This window comes from Microbispora sp. NPDC046933, assembly GCF_040644635.1.
Classification (GTDB): domain Bacteria; phylum Actinomycetota; class Actinomycetes; order Streptosporangiales; family Streptosporangiaceae; genus Microbispora.
In genome coordinates this window covers 94,433-110,984 of sequence record NZ_JBEYWW010000003.1, presented here as the reverse complement: position 1 = coordinate 110,984, position 16,552 = coordinate 94,433, and the positions used below count along the sequence as shown (strand labels likewise).

Sequence of the window (16,552 nt, the reverse complement as noted above, 5' to 3'; positions counted from 1 at the left end):
TACGGCGACGTACTCCCGGGGCCCCGGATACCGGGACCTGCGCAGTTGAAGTGCCGCCAGGCGACCGACGACGTGGGCCATGGGCCGGCGGAAAGCTGTCGGCAGCACCGCGACGGTGCTCCCTCGCACCGGCCGTCCTGCGTCTGCGGTTTCCCCGGAGGTACCGAAATGATCGCTTCCACTTCCAGCGGCTCGTCCCGGCATGAACACGCGGTGAATCCGTCCATGCCGGACGAGCGTTCTTCCGCCAGAATGCCGGGATACGAGCGGCTTTGGCGACTTGTCCTGGCGGTAGCGATCGTCGGCGGACCACTCGGTTACGACGTGGGGAGCGCACTCATCCCGGCCGTCCACGAGGACGGCCTGACGAGCATAGCGGCGAACGCCGCCGCGAACCCGATGACCAACGCCGTGCACCTGGCCGCGTACTTCCTCGCCTCTTTCCTGCTCCCCATCGGAGCCGCCGGACTCGCCTGTCTCGCCTATCCCCGGGCGCCGTGGCTCGCCACGATCGGCGGGCTGCTCGCCGTGGTGGGCTGGCTGCCGTTCTCGGCCCTGACCGCCCTCGACGACCTCACCATGACCATGGCCGCACTACCCGACGGCGGTTCGTACGCCACACTGCTGGACCGGTTCTCCAACGATGCGGCCATGGGCGGATTTCTCGTGATCTACATCGTCGGACACCTGGTGGCCTACGTGCTGCTCGGTGTCGCGCTCCGCCGAGCCAGAGTCATCCCGGGGTGGGCGGCCTGGTCGATGATAGCCAGCAGCCCTCTGACGGTGGCCGTCTTCGTATTGCCGGGCCGTCCCGTTCCCCTGGGCTATGTCGCACTGACCCTGCTCGTGATCGGCACCGCTCCCGCAGCCCGCGCCATGGCCACTCGCCCTCGCCACTCGAACCCGTGACAGGGTGTCGGCTGACCGCTCGGGCGGCATGTCGACCGGCCGGCTGGTGGTGATGCCGACCAGGATCGTCCCGTAGGTGCGGCCGCGCGCAGGGCGAATAGGTGCGCGTCACGGCCTGGGCGGGACGGCCTCTTGCCCGCCACACCAGACGCGGGTGATGGCGCGGGTCGCGCTGATGTCGGCGAGCGGGTCGCCGTCGACCAGGACCAGATCGGCGCGAAGCCCAGGTGTGACGGCGCCGCGGTCGGTGAGGCCGAAGTGACGAGCCGGCAGCTCGGTGGCGGCGCGCAGCGCCTCGGCCTGGCTGAGCCCGGCCTCGACGAGGAGCTCCAGCTCATGGTGGAGGCTCTCGCCGAACGGCGGTTGGTACGGGGTGCCGGGCTGCGCGTTGGCATCGGTGCCCGCCAGGATTGGCACGCCGGCCTGGTGCAGCAGGCCGACCACGCGGATCGAAGCGACGAGCGCGTCCGGATGGCCCATGGCGGCGAGTGCTCCCTCCGACATGGTGAGCGTCGGCACGACGACGCGTCCGTCGGCTGCGACGCGCTTCACCAGCTCGGGGTCCAGGGACAGCGGCGGCGTCATCGGGACGTGGGTGATGACGTCGGCGCCGGCATCGAGGGCGACCAGGTACGCGCCGCCCGACGCGGCGTGGGCGACGACCTGCCTGCCGTGGGCGTGCGCCGCACGGACCAGGGCGTCCGCCGCGTCCTGGTCCGGCCCGCCCTCGCCGGGTGCCTCGAGCACAATCTTGATGTGGTCGGAGCCGTCGGCGACCCGGGCGGCGACGAACGCCTCGGCCTGGTCCGCGCTGGTCAGGATGACCCGCTCAGGCGTGAAGGGAAGGCGCGCGTGGGGACCGTTGGGGCCGATGACCGGAAGGCCGGCACTGCGGATGTCCGGCAGGCCGGGCAGGCCACGTAGCCCGGGCAGCTTCTCGGGTGCGGTGAACGCCATGTCGAGTGCGGTCGTGACGCCGTACCGCGCGAGCGTCTCCAGCGTGTCCCGGCCCTCCAGGTGCAGGTGGGAGTCGATCAGCCCGGGCAGCAGGACGCCGCCGTGGGCGTCGATCCGATGCGCGCCGGCCGGGTCTGTGCCGATCAGCGGCCCGTCGATGACCACGGTGACCGGTTCGGACAGTCGTCGGCCGTCGAACACCCGGACGTTCGTGATGGCGACCTTCTCGGAGGACGGCATGGCTCACCCGCCATTTCTCAATAAGGAACAAATCTGTTCACTAAGATGCTAGTCGGCTTTGTCGTCCTGGGCGCCACCGGTATAGAAGGGGCTATGAGCAGTTCCTCCACGCGCCGGACGGCAGGTGACGCGGCGCCGGGGACCCGGCAGACGCGGCGGCGTGGCGACGCGCTGACACAGGCGGTCTACCGGGCCACGCTTGACGAGCTCGCCGAGGTCGGCTTCGAGGGGCTGCGCTTCGACAAGATCGCCTCGCGGGCCGGCACCGGCAAGGCCGCGCTGTACCGGCGTTGGAGCACGCCCGCCGAGCTCGTCATGGCCGCGCTCACGGACCCGTCCGCGGGATTCGGCGGCGAGATGACGGTCCCGGCCACCGGCGCCCTGCGGACCGATCTGGTGGCACTGCTCGGCAACCTCGCCCGCACACTCGACGAGCCGCACGGCCGTGCGCTCCGGCCGCTGCTGTCCCAGCGGTCCCGTCATCCCGAGCTGTACGCCCAGATCAGAACAGTGATCCTCAAACCACGACAGGCGTTCCTGCGTGACCTGCTGCGGGCCGCGGCCGACCGCGGTGAGGTGCGCCCGGCCGCCGTCACCGACCGCATCGCATCGGTCGGCCCGAAGATGGTGGTCATGGAGCACATGGACGCCGGCGTCGTCACGGCCGCGGACGTCGAGGCGATCGTGGACGAGGTGCTCATGCCATTGATCTCTGCCACGCCGCCGACCGGCTGAGCGCGCTTCGCTCCGCCGGCTCTTGGCACGCCGCACCGGACGGACCACCCGTCAAGGATTCTCGCCCCGTACTTGCGATCGGCTCGGAGGCGGCCGGTGTCAGCCCGTGACGCCGGCCATCTGGGCGGCGACGAGGCGGGCGTAGCGTCCGCCCATAGCGAGGAGCTGCGCGTGGGTGCCGCCCTCGACCACGCGTCCCTTGTCCATGACGAGGATGAGGTCGGCGTCCCTGATCGTGCTGAGCCGGTGCGCGATGACGACGCGGGTCTGCGTCAGCCCGGCCAGGCGTGCCTCGATCCGCGCCTCGGTCGCGGCGTCGAGCTGGCTTGTGGCCTCGTCGAGCAGGAGCACCTTGGGGCGAGGCAGCAGCGCGCGGGCCAGGGCGAGGCGCTGGCGCTGGCCGCCGGACAGCCCGCCGCCCTCGACGAGGATCGTCTCGTAGCCCATCGGCATCGCGGCGATCTCGTCATGCAGGCAGGCGCGCCCGGCCGCCTCGGCGATCCGCTCCAGGGACGCATCCGGATCGTTGAGCGCGATGTTCTCCCTGATCGTCCCGGTGAACAGGGACGGATCCTGGGTGACGACTCCGAACTGGCGGCGCAGCGAGCGCGGGTTGAGCTCGGACGCGGGAACGCCGTCGTACCGGATCTCGCCCTCCGTCGGTGTGTGGAGCGCGAGCAACAGCCGGGCCAGCGTGCTCTTCCCGGAGCCGGAGGCGCCCACCAACGCGACCTTCTGTCCGGGCCGTACGGCCAGCGACACGTCGCGTAGCACCCAGGGGCCGCGGGGGTCGTGCCGGAAGCTCACGCCGCGCAGCTCGATCGCGCCGCGCAGCCGCAGGACCTCGATCCCCTCGGACGGCTCCGGCTCGGCGGCCAGGATGTCCGACAGCCGGTCGAAGTGCGCTCCCGCCTGCTGGAGGCTCTGCAGGGCGGTCATCAGCGAGCCGAGCGGGGCGAGCGCCGCCGCCGCGATGGAGTTGAGCGCGAGCAGCGTCCCCAGGCTCAGCGACCCGTCGAGCACGCGCCACGCGCCGACCCACAACAGCCCGAGGGGCGCCAGGTAGCGGATCGCGGCGAGCGCGGACTCGACGGCCCCCTTGACGAGACCGGCTCGCACGTCGGCGTCCAGTTGGACGGCGAACTCCTCCGACCAGCGCTTCATCGCGCGTGGCTCGGCGCCGGACGCCTTGAGCGTCTCGATGCCGCCGATGGCCTCCATCAGCCTGCCCTGCGTGGCGGCCAGGGCCGTGAGCTCGCGCCGGGTGTGGTCGCCGACCCTGCCGGCCGTACCGAGCAGCAGGCCGGCCTGGGCCACGGCGAGCAGCACGAGGAAGACCCCGAGCACCGGGTCCGCGAGGAAGACGATCACGAGGTAGACCAGCGCTAGCGGCCCGTCGAGCAGCGTCGAGAGGATCTGGCCGGTCAGCATCTGCCGGAGGAAGGCCACGCTGTTCGACCGGTTCAGCAGGTCGCCCTTTCCCCGCGTGGTGAAGTACCGGTACGGCAGCGCGACAAGATGGGAGACCAGGTTCCGCGTCACCTCGCCGTCGGTGCGCGCGCGGAGCGCGACGAGCAGCAGCGAGCGCAGGTACGACACCGCGAACTGGGTCACCACGGCGGCCAGCACAGCGGCGCCGGCGAGCGCGAGCAGCCCCTCGTCGCCGCGCGGGAGGATGCGGTCGACGACGACCTGGAACGCGGTCGCGAGGCCGAGGCCGAGGACCTGGAGCAGCGCCGAGGCCGCCAGCACCTGGGCGAACAGCCCTTTCCTCCTGAGCAGCAGGGTGCGCAGGAAGTCGCGGCGCCAGGCACGGGCGGCGTTCGAACGTGCCCGGCGGAAGCCCGGGGCGGGTTCGAACACCAGCAGCACGCCGGTGAAGCCGGCGTCGAACTCCTCGGTCGTGAGCCGCCTGCGTCCCAGCCCCGGGTCCACGATGTCCACGTGACCGGGCGCCCACCGCTCCACCACGACGAAATGCCGGAACTCCCAGTGGATCACCGCCGGCATCGGGAGCCGGGCGAGGTCGGCGGGCTCCAGCGAGAACGCCTTCGCCCGCAGGCCGTACTCCCGTGCGGCCTGGACGATCGCCAGCGCGCTCAGGCCGTCCCTGCCCACATGCAGGTGGGCGGCGACCTCCTGGACCGTGGTGCGGCGGCCGTGGAAGGACAGGATCATCGCGAGACACGCGGCCCCGCACTCGGTCGTGGCGTTCTGCAGGACGACGGGGACCCGTCTCATTTCCCGCCTCCTCGGCTGTCGTGAACCGTCACGCCCGCGCCGGCCTCGGCGCCCGATCCGCCACCGCTCAGGAGCGGCCAGGTGAGCAGGGACAGGACGGCCACCAGCAGGACCACCACCACCCACAGAACCACGAACCTGCCGGGTCCCGGCTCCAGGGTCCGCGACCGCTGCTCCCTCTGGGCGGCGTGCCGGCGCAGCGCCTCTCCCCGGAAGATCCGATGGCTCACAGCGCGCTCGTCCTCGCGGTCGTGCCCCAGAACCATGCGATCTTGGCGTTCCGGCGGCGCTCCCGCGCCTGCGGGGGCTCCAGGTCGGCCAAGCCGCGCAGGGTGTCCAGCGCGTCGGACAACATCCCCGGTCTCCTCTCTGGCGATTGGGGGTCGATCTGAGCCGTGACGGGGCGCGGGCACACACGTCCGGGCCGGTGGTCTGCTCGCAGTACGGACCATCCCAGCCCCCGCTGTAGACGGTGCTGCTCTACTCGAACCGCCGCGGCAGTCCGCCGTTGACCAGGCGCAGGTCGCCCTCGTCCAGCTCAGGGCCGACAGTCGCGATGTCATCAATCTTGATCTTGGTCATTGATTTCCTCTCCACCGGTCCGCAGAACGGCGATCCTTCCCCCGCACGGTGACCGTGGCATCACGGGGGAGCACCTCGGCGGTCGGTTGAGCACATGGCAAGGAAGGTAGAGATCAAACCTTGGAGATCACTTGTGAATCACCAGGACGGCGCCGGTCCCCGGAGCACGTCCCCAGGACACGGGACAGACCCCGGTGAGCCCGCAGCCGTACGCCGTTGGTCATGCGGAGCGGACGGCCCGCCCGCGTCGCCGGGAGCTCGAAGCCGAGGCGGCCGGAGACGTGGGACGGCGGAACCACACGGCCGCCAGGTTGTCGAGATCGACGTCGGCGGTCCCGGTGCGCAGCCGGCGCCGTACGCGCCCGTCGCGGGCGTAGGCCGCGTCGAGCACCGCGCGGGCCGGATATTCGGCCGGGTCGAAGACGACCACTTCCGCCCCCCGCGTGGCCAGGAGGCCGGCGACGTGTTCCGCGTGGGGGTCGCCGTCGACCGTGAGGATGAGTATCTCGCTCGCCATCTCTTCTTCTCTCGCCACAGGAGGCACCGGAGGGCGCCGGGTGATCGGTCGATCACCCGGCGGGGAGCGTGGAGATCACGACTTGTGAGCCACTGGGAATCCTTCGGCGACGCAGATCGGCGGTCCATCGCGCCGGCCGCCACGGTGCGTGGTGAAGGTCCCGGCGACGGCGCGCATGGCGGTGATGAGCCGGTGTCCTGGGTAGTCGGCGAGCCGAGGGAACTCCCAGCGGTGGTAGCAGGCCCAGTAGCTCGCCACCCGCTGCTGGATGACGGTGCACAGTTGAGGATTGTCGACGAGGAAGCGGCTGTAGGCCTGGTGGGTGGGGGAGCCAGGGGCCGCCCAGTCGGGCTTCTCCACGGGCTTGTTCACCGTGGCGGCGCCCCTGGCGCGCCGATCCTTACGGCACCCTCATTTGGATTCGAGTCGTCCCAGCGGATGGGGGGTGTCGGCCAGGGCTGCCTGCGCCGCGGCCCAGGTGGAGCTGTCGATGCCGAGGACGTGGCGCAGGTAGGCGAGGGTGACCTGCTGGATGAGGGCGACGCGTGCGGGGTTCTCGTCGGTGGTCTCGGCGGCCTCGTAGCCGGCGATGCCGCCGAGGGAGTGCTGCGCCCCGAAGAGCGTGAGCAGGCTCTTGCCGCCGGGGCTCAGGGTGTAGGGATCGGCGGTCCAGTCGGCTCCCCGGGTGGACAGCGGGAGTTCGTCCTTGTCGCCGACGACCACGAGGGCCGGTGTGGTGATGTGGGAGAAGTCCTGGTCTCGCAGCCAGGGGAGGTTCTCCCGCGCGAAGGGGGTCAGGTCGTCTCCGCCCTTCCCAGCCGTGGCCAGCAGGATGCCCGCCTTGATCCGCGGGTCGGACAGGTCTTCGGCGATCCCGGTCCGCGGGTCGATGACACGCAGACCCACCAGGATTGCGGCGGTCTGGCCGCCGAAGGAGTGCCCGGCCGCGACGACACGGCCGCGGTCCAGGCGCCCGGCCAGGCCGGGGACGGCCGCCTCCAGCACGTCGAGCTCGTCGAGGATGCGCTTCATGTCGGCGACGCGGAACCGCCACATCTGGGGCTTGCGGGGGTCGTCCGCGGAGAGATTCAGCCTCTTGGAGTCCAGATGGGTGGCTTGGATCACCACGAAGCCGTGGGCGGCCCAGTAGTCGGTCAGGGGTGCGTAGCCGTCCAGGTGCGAGCCGAACCCGTGCGCGAACAAGATGATCGGCAGGTCGCGTCCGGCGACCGGCGCGGACACGCGCACGTGCAGGTCCTCGCCGCGCTCCGGGGCGGGCAGCACGATCGGCTTGACCGAGACGATCGGGGTGGCGGCGAGGCCGTCGGTGATGCGGGTCTCCGCGGTTTCGGAAGTGGTCATGAGCGTTTCCATCTTTCAGGTTCTGTGCGGTGGTCAGGCCGCAGTGAGGTGTAGACGGACCGGGAAGGGGGCGATCAGCCCCGTGCCAGTACGCTAAAACCTGACGTTGACGTGAGAGGCAAACGTGTGTGCCGCACATCACGAAGGGGGACAGATGCGCATCGGGGAACTCGCCGCCAGGACGGGGGTCAGCGTCCGGGCCCTGCGGTACTACGAGGAGCAGGGCCTGCTCGCCGCCGAACGCAGCCCCAGCGGTCAGCGCCACTACCCCGACAGCGCGGTCGACTGGGTCCGGCTGATCCAGCAGTTGTACGCCGCCGGCCTGTCCAGCAAGACCATCGTCGAGCTCATGCCGTGCGTCGTCGACGGTCGCGCCACACCCGAACTGCTCGCCCGGCTGGCCACCCAACGCGACGACATCGACAAGCAGATCGCCGGCCTGACCGACACCCGCAACCGGCTCGACTCCGTCATCACCGGCGCCACCACCAACATGCTCACCGGCCAGTCCTGCCGGGCCAAGGACGCCCCGCACCCCTCGGCCCAGGACGAGCGGGCGTGATCACGATCGGGGCCGCGTGCCACCACCCGCGAGCACTTCGCCGGCTACCTCGCACGGACGAACCGGCCACTGATCCTGGGCCCGGCCGGGCCGGTCACTCGCCATGCGCTTGACGTGCGGCCTGCGCGGTGACGCGTTCAATGGCCTGGACGGCGACCTCGGGCTGGTCGACGTAGATGTAGTGGCCGCTGTTCTTGGCCGTGCTCAGCGTGCTGTCGCTGGACAGCGCGAGCCACTTGCGCTGTCCAGCGGCCCACGCCTGCTCCAGGCGCGGCCCGTACTTGGGGACGGCCGCGAGGTACTGCTTCCCGTGCTGGATCACCTCCACCGGGATGTTCCCGGCGGAACGGACCTTGCCGTCGGTGACGACGAGCTTCTCCGGGTTCTCGCCCTTGAACACCGCGAGGTTCTGTGCGCGCAGCTCGGCCGCCGGGCCGGTGGCGGACTCGGGGATCGACTTCGTCATGTCGTCCACCATGGTGGGCGGGGTGGCGTCCATCAGGACCAGCCCCTTGACCCTGTCCTGGTGGTCGGGGGCGTACCTGGCGGCGATCAGGCCGCCCAGCGAGTGCCCGGCCAGGACGACCGGGCTGTCACCGGCGACGCGGTCGAGCACCCCGGTCAGGATCTTCCCGGTGCTGGAGAAGTTCTGCGGGCCGTCCGGCTGGTCGCTCGCGCCCGCGCCGAGCCGGTCGTAGGAACAGACCCGGTTCTGCTTGCTCAGCGTCTTCTGGATGGCGGCCAGCTTGTCCAGCCCATCGCCTGCCCCGAGCATCAGGATGATGACCGGCCTGCCTTTCTCCGGGTCGCCCGAACAGGACACGTTCACCGACCGGCCCGCGACATCGATCTTCTCGGTCCCGGAGATCGGGGCGGCATCGGCTGTCCGCGTGGCGGGGGCCAAGGGGTCCCAGTTCTCCAGCGCGTCGCCGTCGCAGCCGGCGACCCCCGCGCCGAGCACGGTGCAGCACAGCGCGGCCACAACGGATGTCTTGATATTGCGGAGCATGAGGTCCTCCAGTGAGGGAGTCGACGCCGGGGTGATGCGCACGGCGGTGTAGCGGGAAAAGCGGACGGAGCGCCGTGGCTGCGTCGTAACGCTAGGGATCGGGCGGTCCGGGATCGTCACCGCACGGTGGACATTCACCGGTAGCTCGCGCGGGGGACAAGCGTGGTCTGCCGGGGAGGGCCGCGACCGCCGCGCTGTGTCGTGCGGTGCGGACGCCGCCGGAAATGTACGCGATCCACGGCGACGTCGAACGCGGCGGCGTCGTACGACGAATCCGCATGTGTGCCTGTCCCCCGTGCGAGCTACCCGCGAGTGTCCACCGCGCGGTGACGACTCCACGCCGCCGAATCCCTAGCGTTTCCGGCGTAGCCGCGGCGCCCCGTCGCGGAGTCCCCCACATAAGGGAGTGGTCATGCGGTTGTTGAAGCAACTCGTGCCGGTCGCGGTGGTCGCCTTCGTCGGCGGCACGATCGTTGGCGTGGTGCAGGGGAACGCGCTTCTCACCCTGGTCCTCGGTGTCGCGACGGCCGTGCTCGCGGTGTTCGTGTACGCCAGGGTCGTGCGGTGGTCCGAGCGTCGCGCGCCGGTGGAGGTGGCGGCGAAAGGCGCCGTCGCCGCCGTCGGCCGGGGGCTGGTGATCGGTGCCGGGATGTTCGCGGCCGTCATCGTGAACATCGCTTTCGTGGGGGGCTACCGGGTCGACGGCCTGGGCTCGGTGACCGGCGCGGTCGGGCTGCTCGGCTTCATGGCCGCCGCCGCGGTGACGGAGGAGCTGCTGTTTCGCGGCATCCTGTTCCGGATCGTCGAGGATTGGACCGGGACGTGGATCGCGCTGGCGCTGACCGGCCTGTTGTTCGGCCTGTCGCACCTGTCCAACCCGCACGCCAGCCTGTGGGGCGCGATCGCCATCGCGATCGAGGCCGGGGGCATGCTCGCCGCCGCCTACGCCGCCACCCGCACCCTGTGGGTGCCGATCGGTGTGCACTTCGGCTGGAACTTCGCCGCGGCCGGCATCTTCGGCACCGAAGTCTCGGGCAACGGCACGCCGGAAGGGCTGCTGCACGGCGTGACGTCGGGCCCTGCCCTGCTCACCGGTGGCGAGTTCGGGCCGGAGGCGAGCCCGTACGCGGTGGTGTTCGGCCTGCTGCTGACGCTCGTGTTCATGTGGCTGGCCCGCCGGCGCGGCAACGTGGTCCCGCTCCGGCGCGGCGCGACCGCTACGCTCGCCCAGTGATCGATCTACGGCGGGTCATGGACCTGTGGCGGCGGTGCGACGTCGTTGTCCGGGACTTACCGTTCGGGCTGCTGCTGGCCGTCGCATCGCTCCTGCCGTCGCTCCACGGCAAGGGGACGCAGGTCGGGGACCTGCCGGTCCGCCCCTTCGACGCGCTGACGTTCGTGGTGATCGCTCTGGAGTGCCTTCCGCTCGCCGTGCGCCGGCGCTGGCCGGCCGTGTGTCTGGCTCTGGTGTCGCTCGGCTTCGTCCTCGACCAGATCCGCGCCTACCACGTGTTGGCGAGCAACGCGATGCCCATCGCGCTCATCAGCGCGGGCGCCCATCTGGAGCGCCACCGGCGCGTCGCCGTGCTCCTCCTGTCCGCGGCGTACCTGCCGCTGGCGGTCGCGCTCGGTCGGCTCGGCGCGACCGAGAAGGTGGAAGGGTACGTGGTGTTCTACCTGGCGCTGGCTCTCGCGTGGGGCATCGGGGCCTGGCTGCGCTCCACCCGCGCCGCCGAGGCCGAACGCCGCCGCCACATCGCCGAGGCCACCCGAGCCGCCGAACGCACCCGCATCGCCCGCGAGCTCCACGACGTGGTGACCCACCACGTGACGGCGATGGTCGTGCAGGCCGAGGCGGCACGCTACCTGACCGCCGCCCCCGACCGCCTGGACGCGACGCTGAGCGCCGTCACCGACACCGGCCGGCGGGCCATCGCCGACCTGCGGCACCTGCTCGACCTGCTCAAAGCCGATCACGACACCGACGTCAGGATGCCGTCCGCCGGTGAGCTGCACCAGCTGGTGGAGCAGACCCGCCGGGCCGGGCAGCCGGTGGAGTTCACCGAGGAGGGCAGTGCGGCCGAATCGGCCGGCAGCGCCGAGTTCGTGGCCTACAGGGTCGTGCAGGAGGCCCTGACGAACGCCCTCAAGTACGCCCACGGCAGCCGCACGGCGGTCCACGTGCACTACGGCGAGAAGGAGATCATCGTGGAGGTCGGCACCGGCCCTTCCGGCTCGCGGGCCGGCGCACCCGGCGGAAGCGGGCGGGGCCTGGCGGGGCTCCGCGAGCGGGTCGACGCCCTGGGCGGCGAGTTCAGCGCCGACCAGCGGGCGGGCGGCGGCTTCGTCGTACGGGCCCGCATCCCCACGGGGAGCCCGTCGTGACCGCGCCGGTCCGGGTCCTGGTCTGCGACGACCAGGCGCTGATCCGCACCGGGTTCGCGACGATCATCGACGCCCAGCCCGACCTGGAGGTGGTGGGCGAGTGCGGCGACGGCCGTGCCGCGGTCGACCTGGCCCGCCGGCTGAGCCCCGACGTCGTGGTGATGGACGTGCGGATGCCGGTGCTCGACGGCATCGAGGCGACCCGCCTGCTGGCCGGCGCCGGGGTGGCCGATCCCGTCAAGGTGCTCGTGGTGACGACGTTCAACCTGGACGAGTACGTCTATGAGGCGCTGCGCGCGGGGGCGAGCGGGTTCCTGCTCAAGGACGCCCCACCGGCGCAGCTGCTGCACGGCATCCGCACCGTCGCGACCGGTGCCGCACTGCTGGCGCCCGAGGTGACCCGTCAGCTCGTCGGCCGGTACGCGGCGCGGATCCGCCCCGCGGAAGGCACGCCGCACGACGTCGCGCTGACCCCGCGCGAACTGGAGGTGCTGCGCCTCATCGCCGACGGCCTGTCCAACAGCGAGATCGCCGCCACCCTCGTGATCAGCCAGGAGACCGTCAAGACGTACGTGTCGCGCATCCTCACCAAACTCGACCTGCGTGACCGCGTGCAGGCGGTGGTCTACGCCTACCGGAGGGGCCTGGTGACCTGAGACGAACCGCCTGGCACGGGTGATCACCACTTCTCCCGTGCCGGGAAGCCTCGATGGGGGCCCGATCTGGACCGCGTGCGGCACCACCCACATCCTGAACGACGCCAACCAGGTCAACCCGCCCATCAATAGCAGTGTCCCCGGCGACGTCCCCTGCCGAGCCGTTCAGCTACGTCGCCGATGACGAGGACCTTCCCACCCCGTCCGCCCCCCGTCCGAGAGGTGGGCCGATCGCCCCGCGGTGTGTTCGCTACGGGCGGGTCAAGACGAGTTCGAGCAGCTTGGCGAGCTGATCGAGCTGTTCCGCGTCCAGACGGCCGGTCATGGGTGTCAGGGCGCGCCGGGCTTCGTCCTCCACCCGCTGGGCCAGTTCGAGCCCGGCTGGGGTCGTGTACACATCAACGACCCGGCCGTCATCGGGGTTCTTGCCGCGCGTCAGCAGCCCCCGGCGCTCGGCGCGGTCGACGAGGCCGGACATGGTGGACTTGTCCAGACCGAGGTAGGCGGCCAGTTCGGTAACGCGGGCGCGGCGGTCGCGGAGGATGCCGAGCACCCGTAGCTGGGTGAGCGACAGGTCGTGCTCGCCGCCGATGCGGGTCAGCACGCCTGCCACCTCGAAGGTGGTCCGTACGAGGGCGTCCATGACATCGTCGGTGGCGGTCATGCCGTCATGCTAGTCGGCATGGTTGGCAATGCCAACCATGCCGAAGCCGGCCCGAGCGGATGCGAATGGCTCCCCCCTGCTCCGGCACCGGCACGCTGCCCGCTGCTCCCTGCTGTCCCTGCTGCTCCCTGCTGTCCCTGATCCGAGATGGCGTACCGGGTTGACATGGTTTGTATTCCCAACCATTATGAAAGTAGTTGGTAAAACAAACCACCTTCGGGAGGCCACCATGTATGCCGCCGTCATCCCGGCAGCCGATGTCCCGCCGGTCTATCGCGACCACCCCGACCCCACCGAACGCCACGGCGACGAGATGGTCGTTGAGGTTCTCGCGGCCGGTCTGCACCATCTGACCAGGGCAAAGGCGAACGGCTCGCACTACTCCAGCAACGGCCTGTACCCGCTCGTCCCCGGCGTCGACGGCGTGGTACGCGACAAGGAGGGCAACCTCCGCTACGTGGTCCTGGACGACACGGCTCTGGGGACGTTCGCCGACCGCACCCTCATCGACCCTCGCCGCAGCGTGATCCTGCCCGACGGCATCGACCCCGTGCAGATCGCCGCCGCGATGAACCCGGCCATGTCGTCCTGGGTCGCGCTGCGCCGGCGCGTCGACTTCCACGCCGGTCAGCGCGTCCTCGTCCTCGGCGCCACCGGCAACGCCGGACGGATGGCGGTCCAGATCGCCAAACTGTTCGGCGCCGCCCAGGTCATCGCCGCCGGCCGCGACACCACCCGCCTGAAGGCGCTGACCGCGCTCGGCGCCGACGAGACGATCACCTTCGACCAGATCGGCCAGGCAGCCGACGTCGACGTGGTCATCGACTATGTGTGGGGTGAAACCGCTGCCGGCGCCATGATTCCGATGCTCACCGCCCGCGCCGACCGCACCGCCCCGCTGGCCTGGATCCAGATCGGATCCATCGCCGGCCAGACGGCGCCGATCCCCTCCGCGGCACTGCGCTCCGCCCGCCTGCAGATCGTCGGCAGCGGCATCGGCTCGGTCCCCGCCCGGGACATCCTCGCCGAGTTGCCGGAGCTGGCCTCAGCGGTGGCCGCGGGCGCGATCGACGTACGGGCTCGAGCCGTACCCCTGGCCCAGGTCGCGCAGGCGTGGACCGCCGAGACCGACGACCGCATCGTTCTCGTCCCCTAGCCGTCACATCCGAGGAGGAAGCGGTGACCTCGTTGAGCAGCAGCGGGAGACGGGCCCTGGTCGTGGGTCTCGGCGTCAGCGGCATCGCCGCGGCGATCGGCCTTCGGCGCATCGGCTGGGATCCGGTGATCGTGGAGAGAGCGCCGGGTCGTCGATCGGGTGGCTACTTCGTCGTGTTGTTCGGCGCAGGCCAGGCCGCGGCGCGGCGACTCGGCATTCTCGACGCCATCCCCGACCGATCGCCGCCCACCGGCATCACCTACACGGTGGATCGCGCCGGCGTACGCAAACCCGGCCTGGGGTTCGGGGATCTGCCGGTCTCGCCTCGCATGATGCTGCGAGGTGACGTGGAACGTGCCGCCTTCGCCGCGCTCCCGGACGACGTGGAGATCCGCTACGCGACGACCCCCACCCGCATCGAGCAGGATGCCTCCGGCGTCGAGGTGACGCTCGAACACGACGGTGGATCCGTGACCGAGCGATTCGATTTCGTCGTGGGCGCCGACGGGTTGCGGTCCACGGTCCGGCGTCTCGTCTTCGGCCCGCACGACAGATATCTGCATCGGCTCGGCTACATGATCGCGGCGACGATGCTGCCGGGCGCGGTCGGCGGGCTCTCCCCGGACGAGGGGGCGAGTCTCCTCGAGCCCGGCCGGGCCATGTGGGTCTTTCCGTTCGCCGACCACCCGCCCACCGTGCTCTTCTCGTACCGCACCGACGACGTCGACGCCGAGTTCACCGGCCGGCCCGCCGAACGGGTCCGCGCCGCGTACGGACCTCAGCCCACGGGCCGGCTGCTCGGCGAGGCGCTCGACGCGCTCGACGCCGCCGACGAGTTCTTGTTCGACTCGGTGGAGCAACCCCGCATGGACGCCTGGTCGCGCGGCCGGGTCGTGCTGGTCGGGGACTCCGCGTGGTGCCCCAGCCTGTACGCCGCCATGGGGATCTCCGCCGGGCTCGCCGGAGCCGACCTGCTCGGCAGCATGCTGCACCGTCACCCTGGTGACATCCGCGGCGCTCTGCGCGCCTGGGAGGCGCAGCTCCGCCCGCACATGACCTACTACCAGGCCAACGGCGTCGAACAGCGGTACTTTGTCACCCCCGGCAACCAGCGGCAGATCGCCCTCCGGCCGGTCATGGCGCGCAGCCTCCGGCTCCCGGTCATCGGCAATGCCTTGCGCTCCCTGCGAAGCAGCAGCAAGTCCATCCGAGAACGGGAACTGGACATCGCCCACGCCGGCTGACAAGGAGCACGCCCGCCGGCGTGGGCTCGACACTGTGCGACTGGCGACCGGCGACAAGCAGCCCGAGGCGATCCGGTTCCACGAGCGCGAGGGCTACGAACGAACCGACGGTTACGGTCCCTATGCCGGCGATCCCATGGCCGTCTGCTTTGCCCGCCGACTCGCCTGACGTGAGGATCGGTGCCGGACCCGACAAGAAGCTACGGCGCAGCGCCTGGCGGCGTTGGGCGCGGACGTCGCTCCGCTGGCCCGGCGCGCGGACCGGCTCGACGCCACCGCCGATCGGGTCAGCCGGCGCGGAGGCACGGCGCCGGCAGTGCCTACCGACATGACCGACCGCGACGCGCTCGCCCGCGGCGATGCCGGCCGACCCGGCGGCATCAGGAACCCACCACATGGCGCAGGAGGCTGACTCGTCCCGCCACGTCATGGCAGGAGCGCTGGTGATCCCAGGACGCACGGCCGGGCGGTCGGCCTGGCCTAGTGGTCATCCGCCGTGTTCGCCAGGAAGGACCGGTTGACGTCAATCAGGTGATCAAGCGCTTCTCTGGCGGCGGTGAGGCTGTCGATTGTCGATGTAAGGCGGGTTCGCTCCTGATCCATGACGGTCAAGGCTCGCCGGGCCCTGTCCGCGTTGGGCTCCGACATGCAGGGGACCATCTGGGCGATGCTTCTGCTGGACATTCCGGCGGCCAGGAATGTCTGAATCAGCGTCACCCGCTGGACGTGACCGTCGTCGTAGCACCGCTGGCCACTGGGCGATCTCGTGCTGACCAGCAGGCCCTGCTGCTCGTAGTAGCGCAGCGATCGACGGCTTGCTCCCGTCCGGGCGGACAGCTCACCGATCCGCATCTCAACTCCTCGTATGCGTTGGGCCACAACGACTTGCCCATGACATCGATGTGAGCGTTTAGCGTAACCCCATGGCTCGCAACCCGACGCCGGGGGCAGGCGGTCGCCTGCCTCGTGTCCGCAAGAACGAATGGGAGTAGACCATGATTAAGTTCGCTTTCATGATCAACCGTATCGATGGAATGACCTTCGAGGAATTCGTCGAATATCACCGAAACCACCACGCCCCATTGTTCACCTCCATCCCCGAGGCGCGACGGCACGTGAAGAAGTACACCGTTTCTCACCCGGTGCCCGCAGACGGCTACCCGAGTCCCCCCTACGACGGCCTCACCGAAATCTGGTTCGAAAGCTGGGCGGACCATGACGCCTTCTTCGCGTCGAAGAATTACAAGGAGCTGGTGAACCCGGACGAAAGCAAGTTCATCGACATGGATTCGGTGGCGGTCATGGTCACCGAAGAAAAGGTCGTGATCTGATA

Annotated in this window: 20 protein-coding genes; 10 read left to right on the top strand and 10 right to left on the bottom strand. The window is 70.5% G+C overall.

Features of this window, described 5'->3' with window-relative positions:
• The first annotated feature begins 324 nt into the window (after positions 1 to 324).
• Positions 325 to 909, top strand: a complete 585-nt coding sequence (locus ABZ857_RS05030; RefSeq protein WP_357037686.1) for a hypothetical protein — start codon at positions 325 to 327, stop codon at positions 907 to 909.
• 108 nt (positions 910 to 1,017) lie between these two features.
• Here ABZ857_RS05030 and ABZ857_RS05025 read toward each other — a convergent pair whose 3' ends face one another.
• A complete protein-coding gene (locus tag ABZ857_RS05025) occupies positions 1,018 to 2,106 on the bottom strand; it encodes an amidohydrolase family protein (protein ID WP_357037684.1) in 1,089 nt (362 codons plus the stop codon).
• A 93-nt stretch (positions 2,107 to 2,199) separates the two neighbouring features.
• Between ABZ857_RS05025 and ABZ857_RS05020 the strand changes: the two genes are divergently transcribed.
• Positions 2,200 to 2,841 carry a TetR/AcrR family transcriptional regulator gene (locus tag ABZ857_RS05020; RefSeq protein ID WP_357037681.1) on the top strand — a complete coding sequence of 214 codons (642 nt, stop codon included), beginning with the start codon at positions 2,200 to 2,202 and terminating at the stop codon, positions 2,839 to 2,841.
• Positions 2,842 to 2,940: 99 nt separating this feature from the next.
• Here the strand turns inward: ABZ857_RS05020 and ABZ857_RS05015 are convergent, their stop codons facing one another.
• From ABZ857_RS05015 to ABZ857_RS04990, 6 genes are all read right to left on the bottom strand, one after another.
• Positions 2,941 to 5,082, bottom strand: coding sequence for a peptidase domain-containing ABC transporter (locus ABZ857_RS05015; RefSeq protein ID WP_357037678.1), 2,142 nt, complete (start codon positions 5,080 to 5,082; stop codon positions 2,941 to 2,943).
• Entirely contained in the window at positions 5,079 to 5,312 is a 234-nt protein-coding gene (locus tag ABZ857_RS05010) for a hypothetical protein (RefSeq protein ID WP_357037674.1), read from the bottom strand. Before ABZ857_RS05010 ends, ABZ857_RS05015 begins: the two co-directional genes overlap by 4 nt.
• On the bottom strand, positions 5,309 to 5,437 hold the full coding sequence (locus tag ABZ857_RS05005) for a hypothetical protein (RefSeq protein ID WP_357037671.1): 129 nt from the start codon (positions 5,435 to 5,437) through the stop codon (positions 5,309 to 5,311). Before ABZ857_RS05005 ends, ABZ857_RS05010 begins: the two co-directional genes overlap by 4 nt.
• A 447-nt stretch (positions 5,438 to 5,884) precedes the next feature.
• On the bottom strand, positions 5,885 to 6,181 hold the full coding sequence (locus ABZ857_RS05000; protein ID WP_357037669.1) for an MvdC/MvdD family ATP grasp protein: 297 nt from the start codon (positions 6,179 to 6,181) through the stop codon (positions 5,885 to 5,887).
• Positions 6,182 to 6,256: 75 nt separating this feature from the next.
• Entirely contained in the window at positions 6,257 to 6,553 is a 297-nt protein-coding gene (locus ABZ857_RS04995) for a hypothetical protein (protein WP_357037666.1), read from the bottom strand.
• Between the two features lie 39 nt (positions 6,554 to 6,592).
• A complete protein-coding gene (locus ABZ857_RS04990) occupies positions 6,593 to 7,543 on the bottom strand; it encodes a chlorophyllase (RefSeq protein ID WP_357037663.1) in 951 nt (316 codons plus the stop codon).
• 154 nt (positions 7,544 to 7,697) lie between these two features.
• On the opposite strand from ABZ857_RS04990, the gene ABZ857_RS04985 reads away from it, so the two are divergent.
• The gene (locus ABZ857_RS04985; RefSeq protein WP_357037660.1) at positions 7,698 to 8,105 is read left to right on the top strand and encodes a MerR family transcriptional regulator; all 408 of its coding nucleotides are present in this window, start codon (positions 7,698 to 7,700) and stop codon (positions 8,103 to 8,105) included.
• A gap of 94 nt (positions 8,106 to 8,199) precedes the next feature.
• Here the strand turns inward: ABZ857_RS04985 and ABZ857_RS04980 are convergent, their stop codons facing one another.
• Entirely contained in the window at positions 8,200 to 9,114 is a 915-nt protein-coding gene (locus ABZ857_RS04980) for an alpha/beta hydrolase (protein WP_357037657.1), read from the bottom strand.
• A 412-nt stretch (positions 9,115 to 9,526) separates the two neighbouring features.
• On the opposite strand from ABZ857_RS04980, the gene ABZ857_RS04975 reads away from it, so the two are divergent.
• Genes ABZ857_RS04975 through ABZ857_RS04965 form a run of 3 tightly spaced genes read left to right on the top strand, consistent with a single transcriptional unit; the run spans position 9,527 to position 12,155 of the window.
• Entirely contained in the window at positions 9,527 to 10,348 is an 822-nt protein-coding gene (locus ABZ857_RS04975) for a CPBP family intramembrane glutamic endopeptidase (protein WP_357037654.1), read from the top strand.
• Positions 10,345 to 11,499: a histidine kinase gene (locus ABZ857_RS04970; RefSeq protein WP_357037651.1), complete on the top strand. Its 1,155-nt coding sequence runs from the start codon at positions 10,345 to 10,347 to the stop codon at positions 11,497 to 11,499. Before ABZ857_RS04975 ends, ABZ857_RS04970 begins: the two co-directional genes overlap by 4 nt.
• The gene (locus tag ABZ857_RS04965) at positions 11,496 to 12,155 is read left to right on the top strand and encodes a response regulator transcription factor (protein ID WP_357037648.1); all 660 of its coding nucleotides are present in this window, start codon (positions 11,496 to 11,498) and stop codon (positions 12,153 to 12,155) included. Before ABZ857_RS04970 ends, ABZ857_RS04965 begins: the two co-directional genes overlap by 4 nt.
• Before the next feature lie 250 nt (positions 12,156 to 12,405).
• On the opposite strand, the gene ABZ857_RS04960 is transcribed toward ABZ857_RS04965, so the two are convergent.
• Positions 12,406 to 12,819, bottom strand: coding sequence for a MarR family transcriptional regulator (locus ABZ857_RS04960; RefSeq protein WP_357037645.1), 414 nt, complete (start codon positions 12,817 to 12,819; stop codon positions 12,406 to 12,408).
• A gap of 229 nt (positions 12,820 to 13,048) precedes the next feature.
• Here ABZ857_RS04960 and ABZ857_RS04955 point away from each other — a divergent pair, with 229 nt between their 5' ends.
• Genes ABZ857_RS04955 through ABZ857_RS04945 form a run of 3 tightly spaced genes read left to right on the top strand, consistent with a single transcriptional unit; the run spans position 13,049 to position 15,388 of the window.
• Positions 13,049 to 13,975, top strand: a complete 927-nt coding sequence (locus ABZ857_RS04955; protein ID WP_357037642.1) for a zinc-binding dehydrogenase — start codon at positions 13,049 to 13,051, stop codon at positions 13,973 to 13,975.
• Between the two features lie 23 nt (positions 13,976 to 13,998).
• Positions 13,999 to 15,219, top strand: a complete 1,221-nt coding sequence (locus ABZ857_RS04950; protein ID WP_357037639.1) for an FAD-dependent monooxygenase — start codon at positions 13,999 to 14,001, stop codon at positions 15,217 to 15,219.
• A gap of 34 nt (positions 15,220 to 15,253) precedes the next feature.
• Positions 15,254 to 15,388, top strand: coding sequence for a hypothetical protein (locus ABZ857_RS04945; RefSeq protein ID WP_357037636.1), 135 nt, complete (start codon positions 15,254 to 15,256; stop codon positions 15,386 to 15,388).
• Between the two features lie 311 nt (positions 15,389 to 15,699).
• Here the strand turns inward: ABZ857_RS04945 and ABZ857_RS04940 are convergent, their stop codons facing one another.
• Positions 15,700 to 16,071 carry a MerR family transcriptional regulator gene (locus ABZ857_RS04940; RefSeq protein WP_357037633.1) on the bottom strand — a complete coding sequence of 124 codons (372 nt, stop codon included), beginning with the start codon at positions 16,069 to 16,071 and terminating at the stop codon, positions 15,700 to 15,702.
• 143 nt (positions 16,072 to 16,214) lie between these two features.
• Here ABZ857_RS04940 and ABZ857_RS04935 point away from each other — a divergent pair, with 143 nt between their 5' ends.
• Complete coding sequence (locus tag ABZ857_RS04935; RefSeq protein ID WP_357037630.1) at positions 16,215 to 16,550, top strand: EthD domain-containing protein; 336 nt, start codon at positions 16,215 to 16,217, stop codon at positions 16,548 to 16,550.
• Positions 16,551 to 16,552: the final 2 nt, after the last annotated feature.

Bases quoted from the DNA above. Each gene is read 5' to 3' on its own strand.
- ABZ857_RS04935 (WP_357037630.1), top strand. From the start codon at position 16,215: ATGATTAAGTTCGCTTTCATGATCAACCGTATCGATGGAATGACCTTC.
- ABZ857_RS04975 (WP_357037654.1), top strand. From the start codon at position 9,527: ATGCGGTTGTTGAAGCAACTCGTGCCGGTCGCGGTGGTCGCCTTCGTC.
- ABZ857_RS04955 (WP_357037642.1), top strand. From the start codon at position 13,049: ATGTATGCCGCCGTCATCCCGGCAGCCGATGTCCCGCCGGTCTATCGC.
- ABZ857_RS05020 (WP_357037681.1), top strand. From the start codon at position 2,200: ATGAGCAGTTCCTCCACGCGCCGGACGGCAGGTGACGCGGCGCCGGGG.
- ABZ857_RS04985 (WP_357037660.1), top strand. From the start codon at position 7,698: ATGCGCATCGGGGAACTCGCCGCCAGGACGGGGGTCAGCGTCCGGGCC.
- ABZ857_RS05005 (WP_357037671.1), bottom strand. From the start codon at position 5,437: ATGTTGTCCGACGCGCTGGACACCCTGCGCGGCTTGGCCGACCTGGAG.
- ABZ857_RS05015 (WP_357037678.1), bottom strand. From the start codon at position 5,082: ATGAGACGGGTCCCCGTCGTCCTGCAGAACGCCACGACCGAGTGCGGG.
- ABZ857_RS04960 (WP_357037645.1), bottom strand. From the start codon at position 12,819: ATGACCGCCACCGACGATGTCATGGACGCCCTCGTACGGACCACCTTC.
- ABZ857_RS04980 (WP_357037657.1), bottom strand. From the start codon at position 9,114: ATGCTCCGCAATATCAAGACATCCGTTGTGGCCGCGCTGTGCTGCACC.
- ABZ857_RS04940 (WP_357037633.1), bottom strand. From the start codon at position 16,071: ATGCGGATCGGTGAGCTGTCCGCCCGGACGGGAGCAAGCCGTCGATCG.
- ABZ857_RS05025 (WP_357037684.1), bottom strand. From the start codon at position 2,106: ATGCCGTCCTCCGAGAAGGTCGCCATCACGAACGTCCGGGTGTTCGAC.
- ABZ857_RS04990 (WP_357037663.1), bottom strand. From the start codon at position 7,543: ATGACCACTTCCGAAACCGCGGAGACCCGCATCACCGACGGCCTCGCC.
- ABZ857_RS05000 (WP_357037669.1), bottom strand. From the start codon at position 6,181: ATGGCGAGCGAGATACTCATCCTCACGGTCGACGGCGACCCCCACGCG.